Annotated in this window: 19 protein-coding genes and 1 tRNA gene; 13 read left to right on the top strand and 7 right to left on the bottom strand. The window is 71.3% G+C overall.

Annotated elements, in window-relative coordinates:
• Positions 1-3: 3 nt before the first annotated feature.
• A complete protein-coding gene (gene nth / locus B3G12_RS04220) occupies positions 4-867 on the bottom strand; it encodes an endonuclease III (protein WP_290499232.1) in 864 nt (287 codons plus the stop codon).
• A gap of 195 nt (positions 868-1,062) precedes the next feature.
• Here nth and acs point away from each other — a divergent pair, with 195 nt between their 5' ends.
• Together acs and aroQ are read left to right on the top strand one after the other, a co-directional pair.
• Positions 1,063-3,012, top strand: a complete 1,950-nt coding sequence (gene acs, locus B3G12_RS04215; RefSeq protein ID WP_055082323.1) for an acetate--CoA ligase — start codon at positions 1,063-1,065, stop codon at positions 3,010-3,012.
• Positions 3,013-3,195: 183 nt separating this feature from the next.
• Positions 3,196-3,642 carry a type II 3-dehydroquinate dehydratase gene (aroQ, locus tag B3G12_RS04210; protein ID WP_055082321.1) on the top strand — a complete coding sequence of 149 codons (447 nt, stop codon included), beginning with the start codon at positions 3,196-3,198 and terminating at the stop codon, positions 3,640-3,642.
• A gap of 145 nt (positions 3,643-3,787) precedes the next feature.
• On the opposite strand, the gene B3G12_RS04205 is transcribed toward aroQ, so the two are convergent.
• On the bottom strand, positions 3,788-4,972 hold the full coding sequence (locus tag B3G12_RS04205; protein ID WP_126874484.1) for a MarP family serine protease: 1,185 nt from the start codon (positions 4,970-4,972) through the stop codon (positions 3,788-3,790).
• Between the two features lie 249 nt (positions 4,973-5,221).
• Here B3G12_RS04205 and B3G12_RS04200 point away from each other — a divergent pair, with 249 nt between their 5' ends.
• A complete protein-coding gene (locus B3G12_RS04200) occupies positions 5,222-5,899 on the top strand; it encodes a Crp/Fnr family transcriptional regulator (RefSeq protein ID WP_144940882.1) in 678 nt (225 codons plus the stop codon).
• A gap of 104 nt (positions 5,900-6,003) precedes the next feature.
• On the opposite strand, the gene B3G12_RS04195 is transcribed toward B3G12_RS04200, so the two are convergent.
• From B3G12_RS04195 to B3G12_RS04185, 3 genes are read right to left on the bottom strand one after another with little or no spacing between them, the layout of a single operon-like run.
• Positions 6,004-6,918: a hypothetical protein gene (locus tag B3G12_RS04195; RefSeq protein ID WP_144940885.1), complete on the bottom strand. Its 915-nt coding sequence runs from the start codon at positions 6,916-6,918 to the stop codon at positions 6,004-6,006.
• A 2-nt stretch (positions 6,919-6,920) separates the two neighbouring features.
• Positions 6,921-7,400 carry a RidA family protein gene (locus B3G12_RS04190; RefSeq protein ID WP_145010054.1) on the bottom strand — a complete coding sequence of 160 codons (480 nt, stop codon included), beginning with the start codon at positions 7,398-7,400 and terminating at the stop codon, positions 6,921-6,923.
• Between the two features lie 22 nt (positions 7,401-7,422).
• Complete coding sequence (locus B3G12_RS04185) at positions 7,423-7,617, bottom strand: hypothetical protein (RefSeq protein ID WP_055082311.1); 195 nt, start codon at positions 7,615-7,617, stop codon at positions 7,423-7,425.
• Positions 7,618-7,735: 118 nt separating this feature from the next.
• Here B3G12_RS04185 and B3G12_RS04180 point away from each other — a divergent pair, with 118 nt between their 5' ends.
• Genes B3G12_RS04180 through B3G12_RS04170 form a run of 3 tightly spaced genes read left to right on the top strand, consistent with a single transcriptional unit; the run spans position 7,736 to position 13,945 of the window.
• Positions 7,736-9,877: a transglycosylase domain-containing protein gene (locus tag B3G12_RS04180; RefSeq protein WP_144940891.1), complete on the top strand. Its 2,142-nt coding sequence runs from the start codon at positions 7,736-7,738 to the stop codon at positions 9,875-9,877.
• A complete protein-coding gene (locus B3G12_RS04175; RefSeq protein ID WP_144940894.1) occupies positions 9,877-10,806 on the top strand; it encodes a metallophosphoesterase in 930 nt (309 codons plus the stop codon). The genes B3G12_RS04180 and B3G12_RS04175 overlap by 1 nt, the downstream gene beginning before the upstream one ends.
• A 49-nt stretch (positions 10,807-10,855) precedes the next feature.
• Positions 10,856-13,945, top strand: a complete 3,090-nt coding sequence (locus B3G12_RS04170) for an FAD-binding and (Fe-S)-binding domain-containing protein (RefSeq protein WP_290499224.1) — start codon at positions 10,856-10,858, stop codon at positions 13,943-13,945.
• Here B3G12_RS04170 and B3G12_RS04165 read toward each other — a convergent pair.
• Entirely contained in the window at positions 13,935-15,350 is a 1,416-nt protein-coding gene (locus B3G12_RS04165) for an MFS transporter (protein ID WP_290499223.1), read from the bottom strand. The two genes, B3G12_RS04170 and B3G12_RS04165, sit on opposite strands and share 11 nt — an antisense overlap.
• A gap of 99 nt (positions 15,351-15,449) precedes the next feature.
• On the opposite strand from B3G12_RS04165, the gene B3G12_RS04160 reads away from it, so the two are divergent.
• From B3G12_RS04160 to B3G12_RS04150, 3 genes are all read left to right on the top strand, one after another.
• Positions 15,450-15,526, top strand: a tRNA-Pro gene (locus B3G12_RS04160).
• Between the two features lie 209 nt (positions 15,527-15,735).
• On the top strand, positions 15,736-16,599 hold the full coding sequence (locus tag B3G12_RS04155; RefSeq protein ID WP_290499222.1) for a PhzF family phenazine biosynthesis protein: 864 nt from the start codon (positions 15,736-15,738) through the stop codon (positions 16,597-16,599).
• Positions 16,596-16,991 carry a thiol-disulfide oxidoreductase DCC family protein gene (locus tag B3G12_RS04150; protein ID WP_260983270.1) on the top strand — a complete coding sequence of 132 codons (396 nt, stop codon included), beginning with the start codon at positions 16,596-16,598 and terminating at the stop codon, positions 16,989-16,991. The genes B3G12_RS04155 and B3G12_RS04150 overlap by 4 nt, the downstream gene beginning before the upstream one ends.
• 80 nt (positions 16,992-17,071) lie before the next feature.
• On the opposite strand, the gene thiE is transcribed toward B3G12_RS04150, so the two are convergent.
• Entirely contained in the window at positions 17,072-17,734 is a 663-nt protein-coding gene (gene thiE / locus B3G12_RS04145; protein ID WP_144940900.1) for a thiamine phosphate synthase, read from the bottom strand.
• A gap of 29 nt (positions 17,735-17,763) precedes the next feature.
• Between thiE and thiO the strand changes: the two genes are divergently transcribed.
• Genes thiO through moeB form a run of 4 tightly spaced genes read left to right on the top strand, consistent with a single transcriptional unit; the run spans position 17,764 to position 21,867 of the window.
• The gene (thiO, locus tag B3G12_RS04140; protein WP_422653746.1) at positions 17,764-19,257 is read left to right on the top strand and encodes a glycine oxidase ThiO; all 1,494 of its coding nucleotides are present in this window, start codon (positions 17,764-17,766) and stop codon (positions 19,255-19,257) included.
• On the top strand, positions 19,254-19,559 hold the full coding sequence (thiS, locus tag B3G12_RS04135; protein ID WP_144940906.1) for a sulfur carrier protein ThiS: 306 nt from the start codon (positions 19,254-19,256) through the stop codon (positions 19,557-19,559). Before thiO ends, thiS begins: the two co-directional genes overlap by 4 nt.
• 2 nt (positions 19,560-19,561) lie before the next feature.
• Complete coding sequence (locus B3G12_RS04130) at positions 19,562-20,545, top strand: thiazole synthase (RefSeq protein ID WP_144940909.1); 984 nt, start codon at positions 19,562-19,564, stop codon at positions 20,543-20,545.
• Positions 20,542-21,867, top strand: coding sequence for a molybdopterin-synthase adenylyltransferase MoeB (moeB, locus tag B3G12_RS04125; RefSeq protein WP_144940912.1), 1,326 nt, complete (start codon positions 20,542-20,544; stop codon positions 21,865-21,867). The genes B3G12_RS04130 and moeB overlap by 4 nt, the downstream gene beginning before the upstream one ends.
• Position 21,868: the final 1 nt, after the last annotated feature.

Raw genomic sequence — 21,868 nt, 5'->3', positions numbered from 1 at the left:
CTCTCACGCGCTGAGCGTGTGTCCCTCGGCGCGCAGCTGCCGCCGGGTGCGTCCCGCCATGAACCTGGCCAGCAGGTCCTCGCGGCCGGGTTTCAGTTCGTAGCCGAGCAGCTTCCGCGCCGCGTCGGGATCCGTGGGTCCGGCGCCGTAGGAGGGGCACAGGTCCGCCACGGGGCACACCCCGCACGCGGGTTTGCGGGAGTGGCAGATCCGCCGCCCGTGGTAGATCAGCTCGTGGGACAGTTCGGTCCACAGTGCGGACGGGAACAGAGCGGCCACGTCCTTCTCGACCTTGACGGGGTCTTCGTTCTCCGTCCACCCGAGGCGGCGTGCAAGCCGCCCGAAGTGGGTGTCCACCGTGATCCCCGGGACGTCGAAGGCATTGCCGAGCACCACGTTCGCGGTCTTGCGTCCCACACCGGGAAGGCTCACGAGGTCCTCGACCGTGCCGGGGACGGCGCCGTCGTACTCGTCCACGATGCGCGTGGCCAGGGCCTGGATCGAGCGTGCCTTCGAGCGGTAGAAGCCGAGCGAGCGCACCACCTCCTGCACGTCCTCGGCAGGCGCCTCAGCCAGTTCCCGCGGGCCGGGGTAGGCGGCGAACAGTCGGGGCGTGACCTCGTTGACGCGGATGTCGGTAGTCTGCGCGGACAGGACGGTGGCCACGAGCAGCTGCCAGGGGTCGTCGAAGTCGAGCTCAGCCACGGCGTAGGGGTAGGTCTGCGCGAGCACACGCTGGATCCGCCGCGCACGCCGCGTCCTGGACAGGTCTGTCTCGGTCCCGGCACGACGACGCCGCGCGGCCGCCTGCTCCGCCTGCCGCGGCGTCACGAAGCGCACGTGGGCTGCTGCGGCGGGGGTGTCCATGCCCTCGATCATGCTGGGCCCGGGGTGGCCGGTCAAACCGGGAGGCCGGGCCCGGGCGGGTGCGCCCGGGCCCGCACGACACCTGCCCGCACACGATGGAGCGGGGTGCAGCTCCTCGTCTAAGGTGGAGCACAGAATGTGAACTGCACCACGTACCGCCGCGTGCGGTGCGGGTCGGCCCAGTGAAGGAGCACCATGACCCCGGAACCCGCAGCATCCCAGCCGAAGACCTTCGCGCCCAGCAAGGAGTTCGCGGCGCAGGCCAATGCCACCGCGGAGCTCTACGAGGAGGCCGAGGCGAAGGGCCAGGAGTTTTGGGCCGACCAGGCCCGCGACCTGCTCACCTGGTCCACCCCCTTCACGGAGGTCCTGGACTGGTCCAACCCGCCGTTCGCCAAGTGGTTCCAGGACGGCACCCTCAACGCCGCGTACAACGCGGTGGACCGCCACGTGGAGGCCGGCAACGGGGACCGCGTGGCCCTGTACTTCGAGGGCGAGCCCGGTGACAGCGCCGTCTACACCTACGCGCAGCTCAAGGACGAGGTCTCCAAGGCCGCCAACGCGTTCGAGTCCCTCGGCGTCTCCAAGGGCGACCGCGTGGCCGTGTACCTGCCCATGATCGCGGAGGCCGTGATCACCATGCTCGCGTGCGCGCGCATCGGCGCGATCCACTCGGTGGTCTTCGGCGGCTTCTCCGCGGACGCCCTGCGCTCGCGCATCGAGGACGGCGAGGCGAAGCTCGTGGTCACCGCGGACGGCTCCTACCGCCGCGGCAAGCCCACCACACTCAAGCCCGCGGTGGACGCCGCACTGGAGAAGGGCGGGGAGACCGTCAACCACGTGGTGGTCGTCAAGCGCAACGGCGAGGACGTCGCGTTCCAGGACGGCCGGGACGTGTGGTGGCACGACGTCGTGGGAGAGGCCTCCACGGAGCACACCCCCTCGGAGCAGAACGCCGAGGACCCGCTGTTCATCCTCTACACCTCCGGCACCACCGGGAAGCCCAAGGGCATCCTGCACACCACCGGCGGCTACCTCACCCAGGCGGCGTTCACCCACAAGTACGTCTTCGACCTCAAGCCGGAGACGGACGTCTACTGGTGCACCGCGGACGTCGGCTGGGTCACCGGCCACACGTACATCACCTACGCGCCGCTCGTGAACGGTGCCACCCAGGTGATCTACGAGGGCACCCCGGACTCCCCGCACCGCGGCCGCTTCTGGGAGATCGTGCAGAAGTACGGCGTGAGCATCCTCTACACCTCCCCCACGGCCATCCGCACCATGATGAAGTGGGGCGAGGAGATCCCCGCCGAGTGGGACCTCAGCTCGCTGCGCCTGCTGGGCACCGTGGGCGAGGCCATCAACCCGGAGGCGTGGACCTGGTTCCGCCGGGTGATCGGCCAGGACCACTGCCCCATCGTGGACACGTGGTGGCAGACCGAGACGGGCGCCATGATGATCTCCCCGCTGCCCGGCGTGACCGCGACCAAGCCGGGCTCCGCGCAGGTTCCGCTGCCGGGGATCGCGGTGGACGTCGTCGACGACGCCGGCACATCCCTGCCCAACGAGACGGACGGCTTCCTGGTGGTCCGCGAGCCGTGGCCGTCCATGCTGCGGACCATCTGGGGCGACGACGAGCGCTTCGTGAACACCTACTGGGGCCAGTTCGGGGACAAGTACTTCGCCGGCGACGGCGCCAAGCGGGACGCGGACGGGGACATCTGGATCCTGGGGCGCGTGGACGACGTCATGAACGTCTCCGGCCACCGTCTCTCCACCCCGGAGATCGAGTCCGCGCTGGTCTCCCACCCGTCCGTCGCGGAGGCGGCCGTGGTGGGCGCCAAGGACGAGACCACGGGCCAGGCGGTCTTCGCGTTCGTGATCCTCTCGGACCAGGCCACCGCCGAGGACCGGGACAAGACCGAGCTGGCGGAGGAGATCCGCGGGCACGTGGGCACCGAGATTTCCCCGATCGCCAAGCCCAAGAAGGTTCTGATCGTCCCCGAGCTGCCCAAGACGCGCTCCGGAAAGATCATGCGTCGCCTGCTCAAGGACGTCGCCGAGGACCGCCCCGTGGGGGATGTCTCCACACTCGCGGACCAGACGGTCATGCAGCAGATCGTGGACTCCCTGGGCGAGTAGCCAGCGCCCCGTCCGGGTCCGCCACCGGCGCGGCCACGGTACGGCACCACCCACGACGCCGCCGCGGCGCCTCTCGCACGGGAGGCACCGCGGCGGCGTCGTGGCGTCCCACCCGCGCCCGGCGGAACGCGCGTCGGGCCCGTGCCGAGCTGATGTCGTGCGCGCGTCGTGTTCAATGGGGCCATGAACGAGCTACCGGTCTACGTCCTCAACGGCCCCAACCTCAACACCCTGGGCACCCGCAGGCCCGAGGTCTACGGTCACGCGACCCTCACGGACGTGGAGGCGAACGTGCGGGCCCGCGCCCAGACCTACGGGCTGGACGTGGTCTTCGAGCAGTCCAACTACGAGGGCCAGATCGTGGAGTGGATCCAGCAGGCGCGCACGCAGGCCTGCGGGATTGTCATCAACCCGGCGGCCCTCACGCACTACTCGGTGGCAATCCACGACGCGCTGGAGATGTGCGAGGTGCCGGTGGTGGAGGTCCACATCTCCAACGTGCACCGGCGCGAGGCCTTCCGCCACACGTCCTTCGTGTCCCCGCAGGCCACCGCGGTGATCGCGGGCGCGGGGATCCTGGGCTACGAGTTCGGCGTGGACGTTGTCGCCCAGCATCTCGGGCTGCGCTGAGCCCTCAGGGGCAGGGGCGCTTCCCCGGGCCAGAGCGCTGCCCGCATGACGACTCTTCCGGACCACGACGGCGCGCGGACGACGACGGCGCCCGGGTCCTGCCGCCGCGCAGGCCACCTCGCGCGGCCCCGTGGGCGCACACGGCTCAGGAGGCCACGCACTGACCCGTGGAGACGGCCTGCGTGGACTGCTCGGCGGCGTCCAGGATCTCGGTGACACGGGCCACCGGGATGGCGTAGCCCACCTGGTCCGTAACAGCCTTGGCGAACACCACACCCACGACGTGGCCCGAGTCGTTGAGTAGCGGCCCACCGGAGTTGCCCTGCTCCACGTTGCCCGCGAACTGGATGATGCTGCGGGTCTGGGTCTCGCCGGTGGTCACGTTCTGCACCGGGGCCACCGCCTCGCCCTGCACGGTGGCGGGACGCAGCGTGTACGGACCGCCCAGCGGGTAGCCCGCGAAGGAGACCGTCTCGCCCTGCACCGCGGAGTCCTCCAGTGGCAGCGGTGTATCCGGGAGATCGGGGACGCGCAGCACCGCGAGGTCGGAGGCGGCGTCGTACTGCACCGTCTGCGCGCGGTAGACCTGCCCGTCCCTTGTCTGGACCACGGGCTGGTCCACTCCGGCCACCACGTGGGCGTTGGTGACCACGGTGCCGTCCTGCGCCACGAAGCCCGAGCCCGTCTGGTTCTGGGCGCACTGCGCCGCGGTGCCGTAGACCTGCACCACGGACTGGCCGGCGTCCGCCACCACCTGCGAGTCGGGGGTGTCCTTCGGGTCCGGGACGGCCTGCGTGGGGAACAGCAGCTCATCCAGCTGACGGATGCCCTGGGAGCCGCTCACCGCGTTGCGGGTCTGGGTCATGGCGTTGCGCACCGGTTCCGGGGTGAGGCGTTCGATGCCGCGCAGCACCTGGGAGGACGCCACCTGCTGGGACAGTGCGGGCAGGCCCATCTGTCCCACCAGGGAACCCAGCAGCGTCATGATGATCCCGGCGACCGCCACGTTGAGCACCGCCCCGCCCAGCCGGTCGAGCACCCCCAGCCCCGTCTTCTCAGTGATCCGGGCCAGGGCGCCGCCCAGCGTGGAGCCGAGGTACTGGCCGAGGCCCAGGAGCACGAGCACCGTGAGCAGCACGGCGGGAATCCGCCACTCGCCGCTCACGTAGGCGGCCACCACGGGACCCGCCCAGAACGCCACCACGGCGCCGAGCACCAGCCCGGCCAGGGAGGCGGAGGAGCGGAAGAACCCCCGGCGGAAACCCGCCACCAGGTACGCGATCAGCACCAGGACGAGCAGCACGTCCAGAAGGTTCAGGGACAGACTCATGGAGGTCCTCACGGTGTGGGGGCACGCGGGGATCGGCCACGTGTGGAGCCGAGCATACGGCGGGGGCCTGGGCAAAGCGTGCACCGCCGGTGGGAGAAGCGGGCGGCGCTGCCACCGCAGAGCTCCCCGGGTGTTCACACTGGGCACAACGCAGGAGTGGCCACGAGCGGTGTGAAACTCGTTACGATGGACCGTAAGCACGCATGCACCCCTGCGGGGTGCCCCCCGACTTTGGTGAGGAGATACACCTTGGATACAGACGTCCTGCGCCGCGCTCCCCTGTTCGCTTCTTTGGACGACGAGGCGTTCGCCGCTCTGACCGAGGAGATCACGGAGGTGGATCTCTCCCGCGGTGCCACCCTGTTCTACGAGGGCGACCCGGGAGACCAGCTCTACTTCATCGTCTCCGGCAAGATGAAGCTCGGCCGCACGGCCAGCGACGGCCGCGAGAACCTGGTGGCCGTCATGGGCCCGGGCGAGATCTTCGGCGAGATGGCCCTGTTCGACCCCAGCCCCCGCTCCACCTCCGCCACCGCGGTCTCCGAGACGCGACTGGCCGGGCTCAAGCACGAGAACCTGCGCAAGGTCATCCAGCGCTCCCCCGAGGTCTCAGCCCAGCTGCTGCAGGCACTGGCCCGCCGGCTGCGCCGCACCAACGAGAACCTCGCGGACCTCGTGTTCTCGGACGTTCCCGGGCGCGTGGCCAAGGCTCTGCTGGACCTTGCGGACCGCTTCGGGCGCCCCGCCACGGACGGCATCCTGGTGGCCCACGAGCTCACCCAGGAGGAGCTCGCTCAGCTGGTCGGTGCCTCGCGCGAGACCGTGAACAAGGCTCTCGCCGAGTTCGTGCAGCGCGGTTGGATCCGACTGGAGGCGCGAGCGGTGGTCATCCTGAACCTGCAGCGCCTCCAGCAGCGCTCGCGCTGACGCGTTCCCCCTGATTCGACGACGACGCCCGCGGCACCCGCCGCGGGCGTCGTCGCGTGTGCGGACGGGCCCGGTCGACGCCGCCCCGCCCACCGCGGCGGGAGTCAGGCGTCGAGCACCAGGACGGGTTCGTCGTCGCGCAGGTCCAGGCGAGGCACCTTGACCCGCAGGTCCCGGCGAGCGGCGAGGAACGCCATGGCTGAACTCGCCTCCGCCACGGCCTCCACGGCGCACTGCACACCCGGGGTAGTCAGCTCGTTGAAGTCGAAGTGCCAGGGGTCCTGGGTCTGGGCACAGTCCTCGCTCTCCTCCCGGAAGAGCTCGGGCAGGGGTGTGGCCCAGGGGTCGTCGAGCAGCGTGCGGGCGTCCACCCAGCCGAGCCAGGCACGTCCGCGCTGTGTGGCCAGCGGGGACTCACGCTGGCCCACGGGAACCGCCGCGGCGAAGAAGTGCAGGTCCACCCGCTGGTGCACGAAGTCCGAGGTCATCCAGTGGGACAGTGGGCGCAGGCACTCGCTGTGGAACGCCATGCTGCGCTTGGCGAGCAGGTCCGCGAAGGAGATGTCCCCGGAGGCCAGCTGCTCGCGGGAGCGCATCCAGTCCACCCCCTCCACGTTCTCGGCCACCCCGTGGGCTGGTGCGCCCGCGAAGAGGATGCCGGTCTCCACGAACGTCTTGCGCGCGGCGGTGACCACGCTGCGCCGGGCGCGGCCGATGTCCTCGGAGAGGAGCTTGTGGGCCCACTCGGAAGAGCTCGGACCGCGCCAGTCGAGGGGCTCGTCGTCACTCGTCTCGGTGATCCCCCCGGGAAAGGAGAGCGTACCCATGGACTGACGGCCGGGTCGGTGGAGCATGAGGGTCTCCACCCCGTTGTCCCCGTCCCGGACGAAGACTGTGGCGGCACCCCGGCGCGGTGCCGTGCCGTGCATCCCGAGGCCGCGTTCCATCCAGGCGCGGGCTGCCTTGCTGTAGGAGCGGGGGATCGCGAAGATCCGCTCCCCCGCCGGCGCGCCGCTCATGCTCAGCCGAACTCGACGATCAGTTCGACCTCCACCGGGGAGTTCAGCGGCAGCACGCTCACGCCCACCGCGGAGCGCGCATGCACGCCGACATCTCCGAAGACCCGGCCGAGCAGCTGGGACGCGCCGTCCACCACCGCAGGCTGCGCGAAGAAGTCCGGGGCGGAGGCCACGAAACCCGTGACCTTCACGATGCGCCGGATGCGCTCCAGCTCGCCGATCTGCGACTTCACCGCCGCGAGCGCGTTAAGTGCGCAGCGTTCGGCGAGCTCCGCCGCCCGCTGCGGGTCCACGGTGCCCTCGGCGCCGCTGTCGCTCACCACACCGGTCTGGGGCAACGATCCCGAGACCAGGGGCAGCTGGCCCGCGGTGTACACGTGGTTGCCGGTGGTCACCGCTGGTGCGTAGGCGGCCAGGGGTGCCGCGACGTCGGGCAGCTGCAGCCCCAGCTCCGCGAGCCGGTCCTCGTACCTGTCACTCATGTCCGGGTCCTCCCTCGCCGTGTCAGTTCTTGGGGCGCTTGAAGTAGGCGATGGGGTTGGTCTGCACCGGCGCGTTCATGTTCGCGGCGGGGGTGTCCGCGGCCTGGGTGCCGGGCAGCACGGTCACGAGCTCCCAGCCGTCGTCACCCCAGTTGTCGAGGATCTGCTTGGTGGCGTGGATCATCAGCGGAACGGTTGCGTATTCCCAAGTGGTCATGGCCACCACCCTACTGTCCAGGCGGGCGCGGCGCGCGTCCCCGGTCCCGGGAAGATCACAGTGTGACCGCAGCTTCGGATACACGGATCCACCCGCCCCCGGCTTGTACACTGGCGCAATGGCATCACGCAACAACTCGGGCTCCGAGCCCACGTCGGTACTGGGCAACGTGGTGGCGTTCATCGCCGTTGCTGTGGTCACCGGAGTGGTCGCAGCCGGGCTCCTGGTCCCCCCCGCCGCGGCAGCCGGGCTGGCCGCCAACGCGTCCATCGGATGGTTCAAGTCCCTGCCCGCGGACATGGAGACGGGCCCGCTCTCCCGCGCCTCCACTGTTGTTGCGAAGGACGGTTCCGAGATCGCCAAGTTCTTCGCCCAGAACCGGGACCCCGTGCCCCTGGACGAGATCTCCCCCAACATGCAGAAGGCGCTGCTGTCCATCGAAGACCGAGAGTTCTACGAGCACGGTGCGGTGGACCCGTGGGGCATTGTGCGCGCCATTGGCAACAACCTGCTGCGCCCGAGCAACCGTCAGGGCGCCTCCACGATCACGCAGCAGTACGTGAACAACCTCATCATCGACCAGCAGGTGCGCAACGGCGAGCAGGCCAGCACCATCGGCGCCGACAAGGGCGTGGTCGACAAGATCAAGGAGATGAAGCTCGCGCTGTCCATGGAGCAGGAGAAGTCCAAGGACGAGATCCTCGAGGGCTACCTCAACATTGTGCTCTTCGGCGGTTCCAACTACGGTGTCGAAGCGGCGTCGCAGTACTTCTGGGGCATCCACGCCTCACAGCTGAGCGTGGCCCAGGCGGCCACCCTCGCGGGCATGGTGCAGTCCCCGAACACGTACAACCCCCAGGTGAACCCCGAGCTGTCCACGCAGCGTCGAAACCTGGTGCTGGACACCATGGTCCAGACCGGGTCCATCACCCGGGCGGAGGCGGACAAGGCGGCCAACGAGCCGATGAACCTCGACATCCACACCACGAGCTCCGGGTGCTCTGCGGCGAAGACCGCACCGTACTTCTGCGACTACGTGGAGAACGAGGTCATGCAGTCGGACACCTACGGCACCACGCCGGAGGAGCGGCTGGCCACCCTGCAGCGCGGTGGTCTGACGATCACCACCACCCTGGATCCCACAGCCCAGAAGGCGGCGGACACCCAGGTCAACCAGACGCAGCCCAAGGACAACAACCCGGACAGCGTCTCCACGTCCCTGATCTCCCTGGAGCCCGGCAGCGGACACATCGCCTCCATGGCGCAGAACACGAACTACTCCGCAGCTGAGGGCGACAGCAACACCACGTACAACTTCAACGTGGACACGTCGGTGGGCGGCGCCGGCGGGTTCCAGGTGGGTTCCACGTTCAAACCGTTCACCCTGGCCCAGTGGATCAACTCGGGCAAGGGTGTGAAGGCCAGCATCGACGCCCGCAGGGTGAGCTACCCGGCGGACTACAAGTGGAAGGCGTCCTGCCTGCCCAACGGGTACAAGATCGAACCGGGCACCGACGGCAACGGCCTGACCTTCCAGAACGCCACCGAGGGCTACCAGAAGATCATGGACGTGGACTACGGCATCTACAACTCCATCAACTCGGCGCTGTACGCGATGGCCGCAGACCTCGACCTGTGCGAGATCGGCGACCTGACCAAGGCGCTGGGCATCCACGACGGCAAGACCGGCGACCCCGTGGACACCACGGTGCTCTCCTCCCTGCTGGGTGGCTCGGCGGACATCTCCCCCATGACCATGGCCCGCGCGTTCTCGGCCTTCGCGAATGACGGCGTGATGTGCGAACCCCGCGCCGTGACCAAGGTGGTGGACGCGCAGGGCAAGTCGTACGACGTCGGCAACGACTCCTGCAAGCAGGTCATCAAAAAGGAGGTCGCCCAGGGCGTGAACTACGTGCTGGAACAGGTGCTCGTGAGAGGGTCCGGCTACCAACGCTCCATCGGCCTGCCCGGCGCGTCCGCGGCCAAGACTGGTACCACGGACAACTCCACCCAGACGTGGATGGTGGGCTACACCGAGGGCCTGTCCACGGCATCTTGGGTGGGCAACTACCAGTACGGCTCGCGCTCCCTGAACGGCCTGAACATCGGCGGCCGCTCCGGTGGCTCCGGTACCGAGTGGGTGGACGGTGCCACGTACGCCGGTGGCCAGTGGCAGAACTACATGAAAGAGATTGCGCCGCGCTACAGCACCGACGCGTTCTCCTCGCCGCCCGCCAGCGTGCTGTCCACGAGCAAGTAGTGGCCTCCGCCAGCACCGGGCCCGCCCCGGCCCCGCGCCAGATCACCGCGGCCGGGGCGGGCCTGTTCGCGGCAGGGACCGGGACGCTCGCGTGGGCTGTGCTCGGGGAGCGTCGGCGGTTCCAGCTGCGCCAGGAGACGGTGCGGGTCCTGCCCACCGGTGCCCGGCCCCTGCGCATCCTGCACATCTCGGATCTGCACACGGTGCCGGGCCAGGCGGCGAAGCTGCGATTCATGCACTCGCTCGCTGCCCTGCGACCGGACCTGGTGATCGACACGGGGGACAACCTGTCCCACCTGCAGGCGCTGCCGTTCCTGCTGGAGATCCTCGACCCGCTCTTCGCGTTCCCCGGGGTCTACGTGCCGGGGTCCAACTGCTACTTCGCGCCGCAGCCCAAGAACCCCACGCGGTACCTGTGGCGCACCTCCGCGGCGGACCGCGCCGGGCAGGACGAGGCACCGCAGCTGCTGCCCACCGCCCAGATGCACCGAGCCTTCGACGGGCACGGATGGACCGGTCTGATCAACCGCGCGCTGCGCTTGGAGGTGGCCGGGACCGTGATCGACTTCTCCGGCGTGGACGATCCCCACCTGCACTACGACCGCCACCCGGGCTTCCCGCAGGGCCACGACACTCCCGCGGACGTGCGCATCGGGGTGGCCCACGCTCCGTACCTGCGAACCCTGGACCGCTTCGCGGCGGACGGGGCAGACATCGTCTTCGCGGGCCACACCCACGGCGGGCAGGTGTGCCTGCCCGGCGGCCGCGCCCTGGTGAGCAACTGCGACCTCGACCCCGCGATCTGCAAGGGACTGATCGAGCACCGCGGGGTGACCGTGAACATCTCCCAGGGACTGGGCGAGTCCCGCTTCGCACCGGTCCGCCTGTTCTGCCCGCCCCAGGCCGTGCTGGTCACGCTCACGGACTGACCGCCCGACCGCTTCCGTCCACCGACCGTCTCACCCAGCGAAGTTCACCATGGCACCGTTCACCCTCCCCTTCCCCCGCTCCCGCTCCCGCGACGGGCGCCGTACGGGCACCGGGGACGACGCAGCCCGGGGCACCCCCGCCGGGAACGGCGACGTCGCCGGGTCCTGGGCGTCCGCCGGGGGCCGGTCCGGGGTCGCGTCCGGGACCGGCGCGCCCAGCACGGCAACCGCGGCGGCGTCGCCCCTGGAGCGCGCGGTGCAGCGGATCGAGCGGCAGTGCGGGAGCGGGGTCGTGGTCGCGGGGGAGCTCGAACGGCGGGCGGTGGCGCACGACGCCTCGCACTACCTGATGCAGCCCCACGCCGTGCTGCGCCCGCGGGACGAGACCGAGGTGGAGAGCATCTTCGCCGCGGCCGCCGAGACCGGCGCGGGGCTGACCCTGCGCTCGGGCGGCACGTCCCTGTCCGGGCAGGCGGTGACGGACCAGCTGCTCGTGGACGTGCGGCGCCACTTCAAGGCGGTGGAGGTCCTCGACGACGGCGCCCGCGTGCGGGTACAGCCCGGCGTCACCGTACGCCAGGTCAACGCGCGGCTCGCCCCGCACGGTCGGCTGCTGGGCCCGGACCCGGCCAGCGAGACCGCGTGCACGCTTGGCGGCGTGGTGGCGAACAACTCCTCCGGGATGGCATGCGGCACGGAGTCCAACACGTACCGCACCCTGGAGTCGATGGTGCTCGTGCTCCCCTCGGGCACCGTGCTGGACACCGCCGCCCCCGATGCCGCCGAACAGCTGCGGACACGCGAGCCCGAGCTCTTCGAGGGCCTGCTCCGGCTGCGCGATCGGGTCACGGGCAACCCGGAGTCGGTGCGGACCGTCGAGCGGCTCTTCGCCATGAAGAACACCATGGGCTACGGGCTGAACTCGTTCCTGGACCACCGGGACCCGGTGCGGATCCTGGAGCACCTGATGATCGGCTCGGAGGGCACACTGGGGTTCGTGGCGAGCGCGACCCTGCGCACCATCCCGGTCCACCCGCACGTGGCCACCGGCCTGCTCGTGTTCCCCACCGTGGTGGCCGCCACCAGCGCGGTCCCGGACCTCGTGGGCTCGCACTGCGCCACGCTCGAGCTGCTCGACGCCACCTCCCTGGCGGTCTCCCAGCGCACGGGCCTCGCCCCGTCCGCGATCATGGACATCCCCGTGGACCAGCAGGCCGCGCTGCTCGTGGAGTACCAGCACGACACGCAGGAGGGCGTGCGGGAGCTGGCCGCGGCGGCATCGTCGACGTTCGACGCCCTGGACCTGACCGGGCCCGTGTCCCTGACCACCGACCCCCGCGAGCGCAAGAGCCTGTGGACCGTGCGCAAGGGGCTCTACACGACCGTGGCGGGCAACCGGCCAACGGGCACGAACGCGCTGCTGGAAGACGTGGTGGTACCCGTGGACCAGCTCGGCAGCACGTGCGAGGAGCTCACCGGGCTCTTCGACGCGCACGACTACCGGGACTCCGTGATCTTCGGCCACGCCAAGGACGGCAACGTCCACTTCATGCTCAACGAGCAGTTCGACGACCCCGCGCAGCTGCGGCGCTACGAGCGCTTCACCGAGGAGATGGTGGACCTCGTGCTCGAGCGCGGGGGCTCGCTGAAGGCCGAGCACGGCACGGGGCGCATCATGGCGCCGTTCGTGCGGCGGCAGTACGGGGACGAGCTCTACGAGGTCATGTGCGAGCTGAAGGCGCTGATCGACCCGCAGAACCGCTTCAACCCCGGGGTGATCCTCACCGAGGACCCGCGCGCGTACCTGCGGGACCTGAAGACCGCGCCGCCTGTGGAGTCCGAGGTGGACCGGTGCGTGGAGTGCGGGTACTGCGAGCCGGTGTGCCCCTCCCAGGACCTCACGCTGACGCCGCGGCAGCGCATCGTGGGCCGCCGCGAGATTGCGCAGGCCGAGGCGCGTGGGGAGAGCGGTCTCGCGGACCGGCTGCGGCGGGACTACGACTACGCGGGGCTGCAGACGTGCGCCGTGGACGGCATGTGCGTCACGGCGTGTCCCGTGAACATCAACACCGGTGACCTGGTGCGTCGGCTGCGCGCGGAGAACCACTCGAAGGTCGCGGACCTCGCCTGGGGTGCCGCCGCGAGGTCCTGGGCGACCACGTCCGCGGGGGCCTCCTTCGCACTCACGCTCGCCTCCCGGATGCCCCCGGTGCTGCCCGTCTCCGCGACCCGTGCGGCCCGCGCAGCGCTCGGGGCGGACACCGTGCCGCGCTACAGCCCCACGCTCCCGTCCGGCGGGTCCGCGCGGTCCCGGTTGACGACGTCGCCCGGGCAGCTCCCTGCCGAGCGCGACGGTGGGCACGACGCCGGGTGGGCGGCACCTGCCGAGTCCACCGTTCCGGACGCCGGGTCGGCAACGGTCCGCGCCGTGTTCTTCCCCGCGTGCATCAACGCGATGTTCGGCACGGTCGGCAGCGAGGGACCGAGCACGTCCGAGGCGTTCCTGCGGGTGTGCGAGCGCGCGGGGGTCGCGGTGCGCATCCCGGAGGGCATCGACTCCGCGTGCTGCGGAACCCCGTGGAAGTCCAAGGGTCTGCCCACCGGCTACGCCACCATGAGCGAGCGGACGCTCGGGTTGGTGTGGGACGCCTCCGACGGGGGCCGCCTACCAGTGGTCTGCGACGCGTCCTCGTGCACCGAGGGCCTGGAGACCATGCGGGAGCTGGCCAAGGACCACCCCCGCTACGGCGCACTCACGTTCGTGGACGCGGTGACGTTCGCCGCCGAGCACGTGCTGCCCCTGCTGCCCGAGCACTCCCGGCTGGAGACCCTGGCTGTGCACCCCACGTGCTCGTCCGTGCACCTCGGGATCGCAGATGACCTGCTGCGCGTGGCCCACGCCTGCGCGCAGGACGTAACCGTTCCGGTCGCGTGGGGCTGCTGCGGCTACGCCGGAGACCGCGGCATGCTGCACCCCGAGCTGACGGCCGCGGCCACGGCCCCGGAGGCGGCGGAGGTGCGATCCGGTGACTTTGATGCGTATGCATCATTGAACCGGACGTGCGAGCAGGCCCTCACGGATGCCACCGGCCGCCCCTACGAGCACGTGCTGCAGGTCCTGGAGCGGGTCACGCGCTGAGGGTGTCCGCCCCGTGTGCGGGGCGGTCCCACGGGGTGCACGCGGGCAGCGGATCTCCGGGCAGGGGTTCCTGGTCGGGCAGTCCAGGGCCCCGACGTCCGGGACGGCGCTCTAGTGCCCGGGCCCGGGAGGCGACGCCTCGGGGCCCGGGCCCTGTGAGGCGGCGCTGCGCCGTCGTCCCCGGATCCGGCACCACGCGGGAGGCCGCCCGCGCCACCGGGACCGCGGAGGCCGCGCACACCACCACGCCCGCGAGCAGGCACCACACGAACCCCGTGGTCTTCCCCACCCCGGCTACGCGCGCCACCGCAGGGGCCAGGAACGAGAGCACGAACGGCACCGCGAAGCCCACGTACGTGAGGGTGTAGAACACGCCGATCAGGGCACCGAGCTCGTGCGGGCGGGCCAGCAGCTCCACCTCGCGCAGGCCCGCGACCATCATGAACCCGTAGCTGACGCCGAGCAGCACGGCCGTGGGGATCGCGAGCCAGCTCAGGTGCCACGTGACCGTGAGCGCACCCAGGCGCAGGCCCGCGCTCGCCGCCCCCAGCCCGGTGACCGAGAGCGGGAGCCAGCCGTCCTCCCCCAGCCTGGCGGCCAGCGGCTGCACCAGAACTCCCGTGAGCATCACCACCGAGGCCACGAGACCCAGGTAGGCGATGGGAAAGCGCACGCTCGACAGCGTATAGAGGGGGATGCTCGCGAAAGCCACGGTGGCCGTGCCGAAGACCCACGGCGCCCAGGCTGCTACCACCCAGAAGAAGCGGCCCGTGAGGGCGATCGGCGGCACGAGCGGCTGCCGCGGACGGGGTCCCTGGATCGCCGGCTGGGTCTCCGGGACGCACCAGACCATGGCGGCGCCCACGAGCACCAGGACAAGGTGCACCATGAACGGGGTGACCTGCGGGGCGGGGAGGAACTGCGCCAGCAGACCGGCAGCGAGCGGACCCGCGCCGAAGCCGGCAGAGAGCACCACGGTCGCACGGCGGGGTCCCGCACCGGGCTGGTCCGTGCTCAGCTGCTTGACCCACGCCGATCCCGAGGACATGGCCATACCCACCCCGAAGCCCATGATCCAGCGGCCCAGGTAGAGCAGCCACTCGGAGGTCTGGGAGGCCGCGGCCAGGATCAGCGACGCCGCGAAGACCACCGCGAGTGCCGGGCGCATCACGGCCCGCCGCCCCCGGTGGTCCGACACAGGTCCGAAGACCAGCAGCGCGGGCACCAGACCCGCGGCGTAGATCCCGAGCATCCCCGTCACGAACGACTCCGAGAGGCCGTCCTGCTCCCGGTAGACTTCCAGCATGGGCGCGAAGAGGTTCGCGCCGAACGCCACGGTGAACATGGCCGCGCCCACCCGACGCCACATGCGCGGCATGACCGCCTCTTCCTCCGAGTGCTCCATGGCTGTGAGCGTACCGGGACGACCCACCCGGGATTTCGCATTCCCCGAATCCTGACGCTATGCTGGAGCAGTTGTTCGCGGAGTTCCTCCGTGGGACAGCGGGATGTGGCGCAGCTTGGTAGCGCGCGTCGTTCGGGACGACGAGGTCGCAGGTTCAAATCCTGTCATCCCGACCAGAATCCCCTTGCACCTGTCCGCAGGAGCAAGGGGATTTTTTCATGCCGGCCTGTCCTTCAAGCCCGTGTCGTCCCCGGCAGCCTTTCGCCCCGTCGATCCCACCCACCGCCCGCCAGGTTCTCTCCGCACGGCGCGGAACTCGGCGGATGCCCCGCTCCACCCCAGGTGTGTGGCGCAACGGTCCAAACCGATGTGGTGAAATCGGAGCATGACCTCGTTGCCCCGTTCCCGCCCGTTCGCACAGGTGGACGTGTTCTCCGCCGACCCCTACCTGGGCAACCCCTTGGCAGTGGTCCTGGACGGCTCCGACCTCACGGACGAGCAGATGGCCCGCTTCGCGCGCTGGACCAACCTGTCCGAGACCACGTTCGTCCTGCCAGCCACCACGACGGACGCGGACTACCGCCTGCGCATCTGGACACCCCACGGCGAACTCCCCTTCGCTGGCCACCCCACGCTCGGCTCCGCGCGCGCGTGGCTGCAGGCCGGGAACACCCCGCGGTTCGCGGGCACGCTGGTCCAGGAGTGCGCCGCGGGTCTCGTGCGCATCCACGCCTCTGCCTCCGGGAAGGACGCCGCCGCCCTGTCCTTCGAGGCCCCGCCCACCGTCCGCTCCGGGGACCTGGAGGATCGCGTCCTGCGGTCAATGGTCGAGGGCCTCGGCATCACTGCCCGGGACGTGGTGGCGCACCAGTGGGTGGACAACGGCCCCGCCTGGGCGGCCGTGGTGCTCGGATCCGCGGAGGAGGTGCTGGCCCTCGACCCCGATTACGCCGCCCTCGGCGAGCACAAGGTGGGGGTGGTGGGGCCCGCCCCAGAAGGTTCCGCGCACCGTTTCGAGGTGCGCGCCTTCGTCCCCGGCGCCCGCGGCTACGAGGACCCGGTGACGGGAAGCCTCAACGCGAGCCTGGCCCAGTGGCTCATCCGCACGGACCGCGCACCCCGCGAGTACGTGGCGCGGCAGGGCACCTGTCTCGGGCGGCGGGGTCTCGTCCAGATCTCGTCCCGGGGTGAGGACGTCCTCGTGGGCGGAACGTGCACCGTGTGCGTCAGCGGGAGCGTGCTGCTGTGAGCGCGCAGCTGCACGTGGTCTTCGACGGCAACTGCGGGTTCTGCACGCGAGCCGTCGGGTGGGTACGGGTCATCGACCGGCACGGGAGGATAGAGCTGCACGCGTCCCAGTGCCCGGACATCCTGGAGCGCTTCGGGCTCACCCGGGAGCAGGTGCACAGCGCGGTCTGGGCGGTACGGGACGAGACCACCGGCGGCGCCCACGCGGTGGCCGTCGTCCTCGACACGGCGCTCGGAACACGGCTCGTCGAACGGGTCTACCGGCTGCCGCTGGTCGGGTGGACGCTGGAGGCGGCCTACCGCTGGGTCGCCGCGCACCGGTACATGTTTCCCGGCGTCACCCCGTGGTGCGAGGCCCATCCCGGACAGTGCGGGTCCCCCGGGCGGGCCTGACCGCCCCCTGCCCCCGGTGCAGTCACGGGGCGGTGGGCGCCGCGTGAGAGGTCGGCGCGTTCCGTCAGGGTCCCCCGAGGTCACGCCGGCAGGGCGGTGCGCAGCGCGCGGGCGGCTGCGGCGACGTCGTCGGCCTCGGTGACGGCCCGCACCACCACGATCCGCGACGCACCCGTGCCGAGCACCTCGGGCACCCGGGCGGCGTCGATCCCCCCGATCGCGAAGAACGGCGTGGCCCCGGCGTTATCGGCGGCGTAGCGCGGCAGCTCCAGGCCCACGGCGGCGCGACCGGGCTTGGTGGGGGTCTCCCAGACCGGGCCGGTGCAGAAGTAGTCGAGGCCGGGGTCTGTGAGCGCGGCGTCCACCTGTCCGGTGGAGTGGCACGAGCGCCCCAGCACCACGTCCGGGCCGAGAACCTTGCGCGCCTGTTCGGTGCTCAGATCCCCCTGTCCCACGTGGAAGACGTCCGCGCCGGTCAGCAGCGCCACGTCCGCGCGGTCGTTGACGGCGAAGAGCTTGCCGTGCTCGCGGGCAACCTCCGCGAGGACCTCGATGGCCTCCATCTCCGCGGCCGCCTCCAGGCTCTTGTCCCGCAGCTGGATGACGTCCACTCCGCCCTCGTAGGCGGCGTGCAGGAACTCCCGCAGGTCACCGCGATCGCGGCGGGCGGTAACGCACACGTAGAGGCGCGCGTTCTGCAGTGCGGCACGACGTCGCGTGCCCGGCTCGTTCGTGTGTCCCATGACGCCATCGTGGCACGAGCCCGCTGCCGGTGCGCACGGCAAGCACTCTCCTCACCGCCGGTCCCCCGGAGACGCCGACGGTGGGCACAGCTAGACTGGGCACACTGATCGTGGTCGGCACCGCTGCCGCCCCACGAGTTCCACGGGAGCCCGCACACGTCGCACGACACCACCGCAGCGGGCTGAGAGGGCGTGAGTCGCCGACCGGTCACCTGATGCGGGTCATGCCGCCGGAGGGAGGAAGAATGTCCGAGAACGTGCCCGAGCACGTCGTCGTCGCCGGGGCCGGTCTGATCGGTCTCGCCACTGCCTTCGAGCTGCGACGCCGCGGCACCGCCGTCACCGTGGTGGACCCGCGCCCCGCGTGGGGAGCCACGCGCGCCGCCGCGGGGATGCTCGCCCCGGTCGCGGAGACCCAGTACGGCCAGGAACCGCTCTACCCCCTCATGCGCGCCTCGGCCGCCGAGTACCCCCGGTTTGTGGAGCGGGTCACCGCCGCCACCGGGCTGCCCACGGGCTACCGCACGGAGGAAACCCTGGTGGTCGCCGCGGACGCCGCGGATGCTCGCTCCCTCTCGGACCTCGCCTCGCACCAGATCGCCTCCGGCATGGACGTCCAGGAGATCCCGGTGCGGGAGGCCCGGTCCCTGGAACCCGCGCTCGCGCCGCGCCTGGCCGGAGCGGTCCGCATCGTCTCCGACCGTCAGGTGGACCCCCGGCTGCTCGCCTCCTCCATGGTGGAGGCGCTGAACTCCGCGCACCTCGAGACCGCCGAGGGCGCCACGGATGCCGGGCCCGCGCGGTGGTTCACCAGCAAGGTGGACTCCCTGCTGACAACCTCGGGAAGGATCCGCCAGGTCACGGGCGTGCGCCTGGACAGCGGCGAGCAGATCACCGCGGACGCCGTGGTGCTCGCCACCGGTCTCACGGCCAGCACCGTGGGCGGTCTGCCGCAGGACCTCGACCTGCGCCTGCGCCCGGTCTTCGGGGACATCCTGCGGCTGCGCGTGCCCGAGTCCGTGCTCGCCTCCGGGGAGGAGCACCTGCTCTCCCGCACGGTGCGGGCCCAGGTGCTCGGACGGCCCGTCTACGTGGTCCCCCGCGCGGACCACACCCTGGTGCTCGGCGCCACCAGCCGCGAGGACGGGCGGGAGTCCGTGCTGGCCGGCGGCGTCCACCAGCTGCTGCGCGACGCCCGCACGGTGGTGCCCGCGATCGATGACTGCGACGTCCTCGAGATGATGGCCCGCGCCCGGCCCGGCACCCCGGACGACCTCCCCTACCTCGGCCGCACCTCCGTGCACGGACTGGTCGTCAGCACGGGCCACTTCCGTCACGGCATCCTGCTGACCCCGGTCGCGTCCCGACTCGCGGCGGAACTCGTCACCGGTGTGCTCGATCCGGGCGTGGAGCACGGCGCGGACGGCGAGTTCCTCGCCTCGACGGATCCCGCCCGGCACTCGCAGGCCGACACAGACACCGTTTCGCTCGACCACCCCCACATCTCGGGAGGACTCGCATGACCACCGACCCCTCGCACCCCTCGCCCTCGGCGGTGACGACGCCAACCGCACCCTCCGCAGCGCGGGGCACCGCGACCGTGAACGGCTCCTCCGTGGCAGTCCACGAGGGGTTCACGCTCACGGATGCCGTCGCCCGGCTCACCGGCCGTGAGATCACCCCGGCCGGCACCGCTGCGGACGGTCACCCCCTGGGGATCGCCGTGGCGGTGGACGACACCGTGGTCCCCCGTTCCCTGTGGGCCTCGACGCCCGTGGCCCCGGGTCGGAGCGTGGAGATCGTCACCGCAGTGCAGGGAGGCTGAGCATGAGCGCACAGAACACACGGACCACGCCCTTCACCGTGGCCGGGGTGGAGCTGTCCTCCCGGCTCATCATGGGAACGGGCGGGCTCACCGACCTCGCCATGCTCGAACGGGCACTGACCGCCTCGGGGACCGAGCTGACCACGGTGGCGCTTCGCCGCTTCGCACCCGGCCGCGCGGCGTCGTCGAGCGATGCAGTGGCGTACAGCGGAAGGCCGCAGGACAGCCTGTACGGCATCCTGCGGCGCAACGACATCCGCGTGCTGCCCAACACCGCCGGCTGCTACACCGCACGGGACGCGCTGCTGACCGCTGAGCTGGGGCGAGAGGCACTCGAGACGGACTGGGTCAAGCTCGAGGTCATCGCGGACGAGGACACCCTGCTGCCGGACGGCGTGGAGCTGCTGGATGCCACGGAGAAACTCGTGCGCCGGGGCTTCACCGTCTTCGCCTACACCTCGGACGACCCCGTTCTCGCCCTGCGCCTCGAGGACGCCGGGGCATCGGCCGTCATGCCGCTGGGCGCGCCCATCGGCACGGGTCTGGGCATCCTGAACCCGCACAACATCGAGCTCATCGCGTCCCGCGCGTCGGTGCCCGTGGTGCTGGACGCCGGGATCGGCACGGCCTCGGAGGCCGCGCTGGCCATGGAGCTGGGCTGCGACGCCCTGCTGCTCGCCTCCGCGGTGACGCGCGCCCAGGACCCGGTGGCCATGGCGCAGGCCATGAAGCACGCCGTGCAGGCGGGGCGGCTGGCCCGGGGCGCGGGGCGGATCGCCCGGCGCACCCACGCGCTCGCGTCCTCACCCATGGCCGGGCGGATCGACCCCGCGGACGACGACGCTCCCCGCGGGGACTGGCCCGCCCGTTCCGCAGCGAAGGCGGCGGGTGATCCGGTACCCAGTGGCGAGCGGGTGACGTCGTCCGACCCAGCACCCCGGGACGTCCTCGACGACCCCGCACCCGGCGGAGGCACCACCCGATGAGCGTCGAGTCCCGCTTCGAGCCCCTCGTGGCGCCCGCGGAACGCCTCACGCGGGAGGAATTGGAACGCTACTCTCGCCACCTCACCCTCGAGCGGTTCGGGCCAGAGGGCCAGCGGCGGCTCAAGAACGCCCGTGTGCTCGTGGTAGGCGCTGGCGGGCTGGGCGCGCCGGCGCTGCAGTACCTCGCCGCGGCGGGCGTCGGAACGCTGGGGGTCGTTGACGACGACGTCGTCTCGGTGTCCAACCTGCAGCGCCAGGTCATCCACACGGTCGGCGACCTGGGGCGGCCCAAGGTGGACTCCGCGGCGGATGCGATCGCGCGTCTCAACCCGCTGGTGACCGTGCGCACCCACGACACCAGGCTCACCACGGAGAACGCCCTGGAAATCCTCGGGCAGTACGACCTCGTGCTGGACGGCGCTGACAACTTCCCCACGCGCTACCTCGTGGCCGACGCCGCAGAGCTCACCGGCATCCCCGTGGTGTGGGGCTCCATCCTGCGCTTCGACGGCCAGGTCTCCGTCTTCTGGGCGGGGCGCGGCCCCGTCTACCGCGACCTCTACCCGGGGGCTCCTCCTGCGGGCTCTGTCCCCTCGTGCGCTGAGGGCGGTGTGCTGGGCGTGCTGCCCGCGACCATCGGGTCGGTCATGGCCACCGAGGCCCTCAAGCTGCTGACCGGCATGGGCGATCCGCTCGTGGGGCGGGTGCTCGTCCACGACGCCCTCGCCCAGACCTGGCGCACCCTCACCGTGCTGCCGGACCCCGAGCGGCAGCCGGTCACCGACCTCTCCGAGGTCATGGTCGCGTGCGGGCTGGCCCGGCCCGACGACGCCGCGGCGCTCTCCGCATCTGGCCAGTCCACGCCCGGCCAGAGGGTGACCGGCCCGTCCGGCCCCGAAACGCTCCAGGGCCCCGGGGGTTCAGGCCAGAGCCGTGCTCCGCTGGACCCATCCGCGCCGCCGGCCCCGAGCGCCGTCGAGACCGTCGACGCCGCCGAGCTGGCCGCGCTGCTGGCCGCCCGGGACCGCGGGGAGGCCACGTTCACGCTGGTGGATGTCCGCGAGGACTGGGAACGGGAGCTCGTCTCCATTCCGGGGGCGGTCTCCGCTCCGCTGGACCGGCTGCTCTCGGAAGGCGTTCGTGCGCTGCCTGCCGGAACAGAGGGGGACGTCATCCTGCACTGCAAGGCCGGGGTCCGCTCCGCCCGGGCGCTGGCCGCCCTGCGATCGGGCTACGCAGTGCGCGAGGACAGCGTCAAGCACCTGGACGGCGGCATCCTGGCCTGGATCGACGCCGTGGACCCGTCCCTTCCCAGGTACTGAC

This window comes from Kocuria sp. UBA5001, from assembly GCF_002398425.1.
GTDB lineage: Bacteria > Actinomycetota > Actinomycetes > Actinomycetales > Micrococcaceae > Kocuria > Kocuria salsicia.
This window is presented reverse-complemented; position numbering and strand designations above follow the sequence as displayed.

Coding starts and splice junctions, on each gene's coding strand:
- nth (WP_290499232.1), bottom strand. CDS start 867: ATGGACACCCCCGCCGCAGCAGCCCACGTGCGCTTCGTGACGCCGCGG.
- acs (WP_055082323.1), top strand. CDS start 1,063: ATGACCCCGGAACCCGCAGCATCCCAGCCGAAGACCTTCGCGCCCAGC.
- aroQ (WP_055082321.1), top strand. CDS start 3,196: ATGAACGAGCTACCGGTCTACGTCCTCAACGGCCCCAACCTCAACACC.
- B3G12_RS04205 (WP_126874484.1), bottom strand. CDS start 4,972: ATGAGTCTGTCCCTGAACCTTCTGGACGTGCTGCTCGTCCTGGTGCTG.
- B3G12_RS04195 (WP_144940885.1), bottom strand. CDS start 6,918: ATGAGCGGCGCGCCGGCGGGGGAGCGGATCTTCGCGATCCCCCGCTCC.
- B3G12_RS04190 (WP_145010054.1), bottom strand. CDS start 7,400: ATGAGTGACAGGTACGAGGACCGGCTCGCGGAGCTGGGGCTGCAGCTG.
- B3G12_RS04185 (WP_055082311.1), bottom strand. CDS start 7,617: ATGACCACTTGGGAATACGCAACCGTTCCGCTGATGATCCACGCCACC.
- B3G12_RS04180 (WP_144940891.1), top strand. CDS start 7,736: ATGGCATCACGCAACAACTCGGGCTCCGAGCCCACGTCGGTACTGGGC.
- B3G12_RS04170 (WP_290499224.1), top strand. CDS start 10,856: ATGGCACCGTTCACCCTCCCCTTCCCCCGCTCCCGCTCCCGCGACGGG.
- B3G12_RS04165 (WP_290499223.1), bottom strand. CDS start 15,350: ATGGAGCACTCGGAGGAAGAGGCGGTCATGCCGCGCATGTGGCGTCGG.
- B3G12_RS04155 (WP_290499222.1), top strand. CDS start 15,736: ATGACCTCGTTGCCCCGTTCCCGCCCGTTCGCACAGGTGGACGTGTTC.
- thiE (WP_144940900.1), bottom strand. CDS start 17,734: ATGGGACACACGAACGAGCCGGGCACGCGACGTCGTGCCGCACTGCAG.
- thiS (WP_144940906.1), top strand. CDS start 19,254: ATGACCACCGACCCCTCGCACCCCTCGCCCTCGGCGGTGACGACGCCA.
- B3G12_RS04130 (WP_144940909.1), top strand. CDS start 19,562: ATGAGCGCACAGAACACACGGACCACGCCCTTCACCGTGGCCGGGGTG.
- moeB (WP_144940912.1), top strand. CDS start 20,542: ATGAGCGTCGAGTCCCGCTTCGAGCCCCTCGTGGCGCCCGCGGAACGC.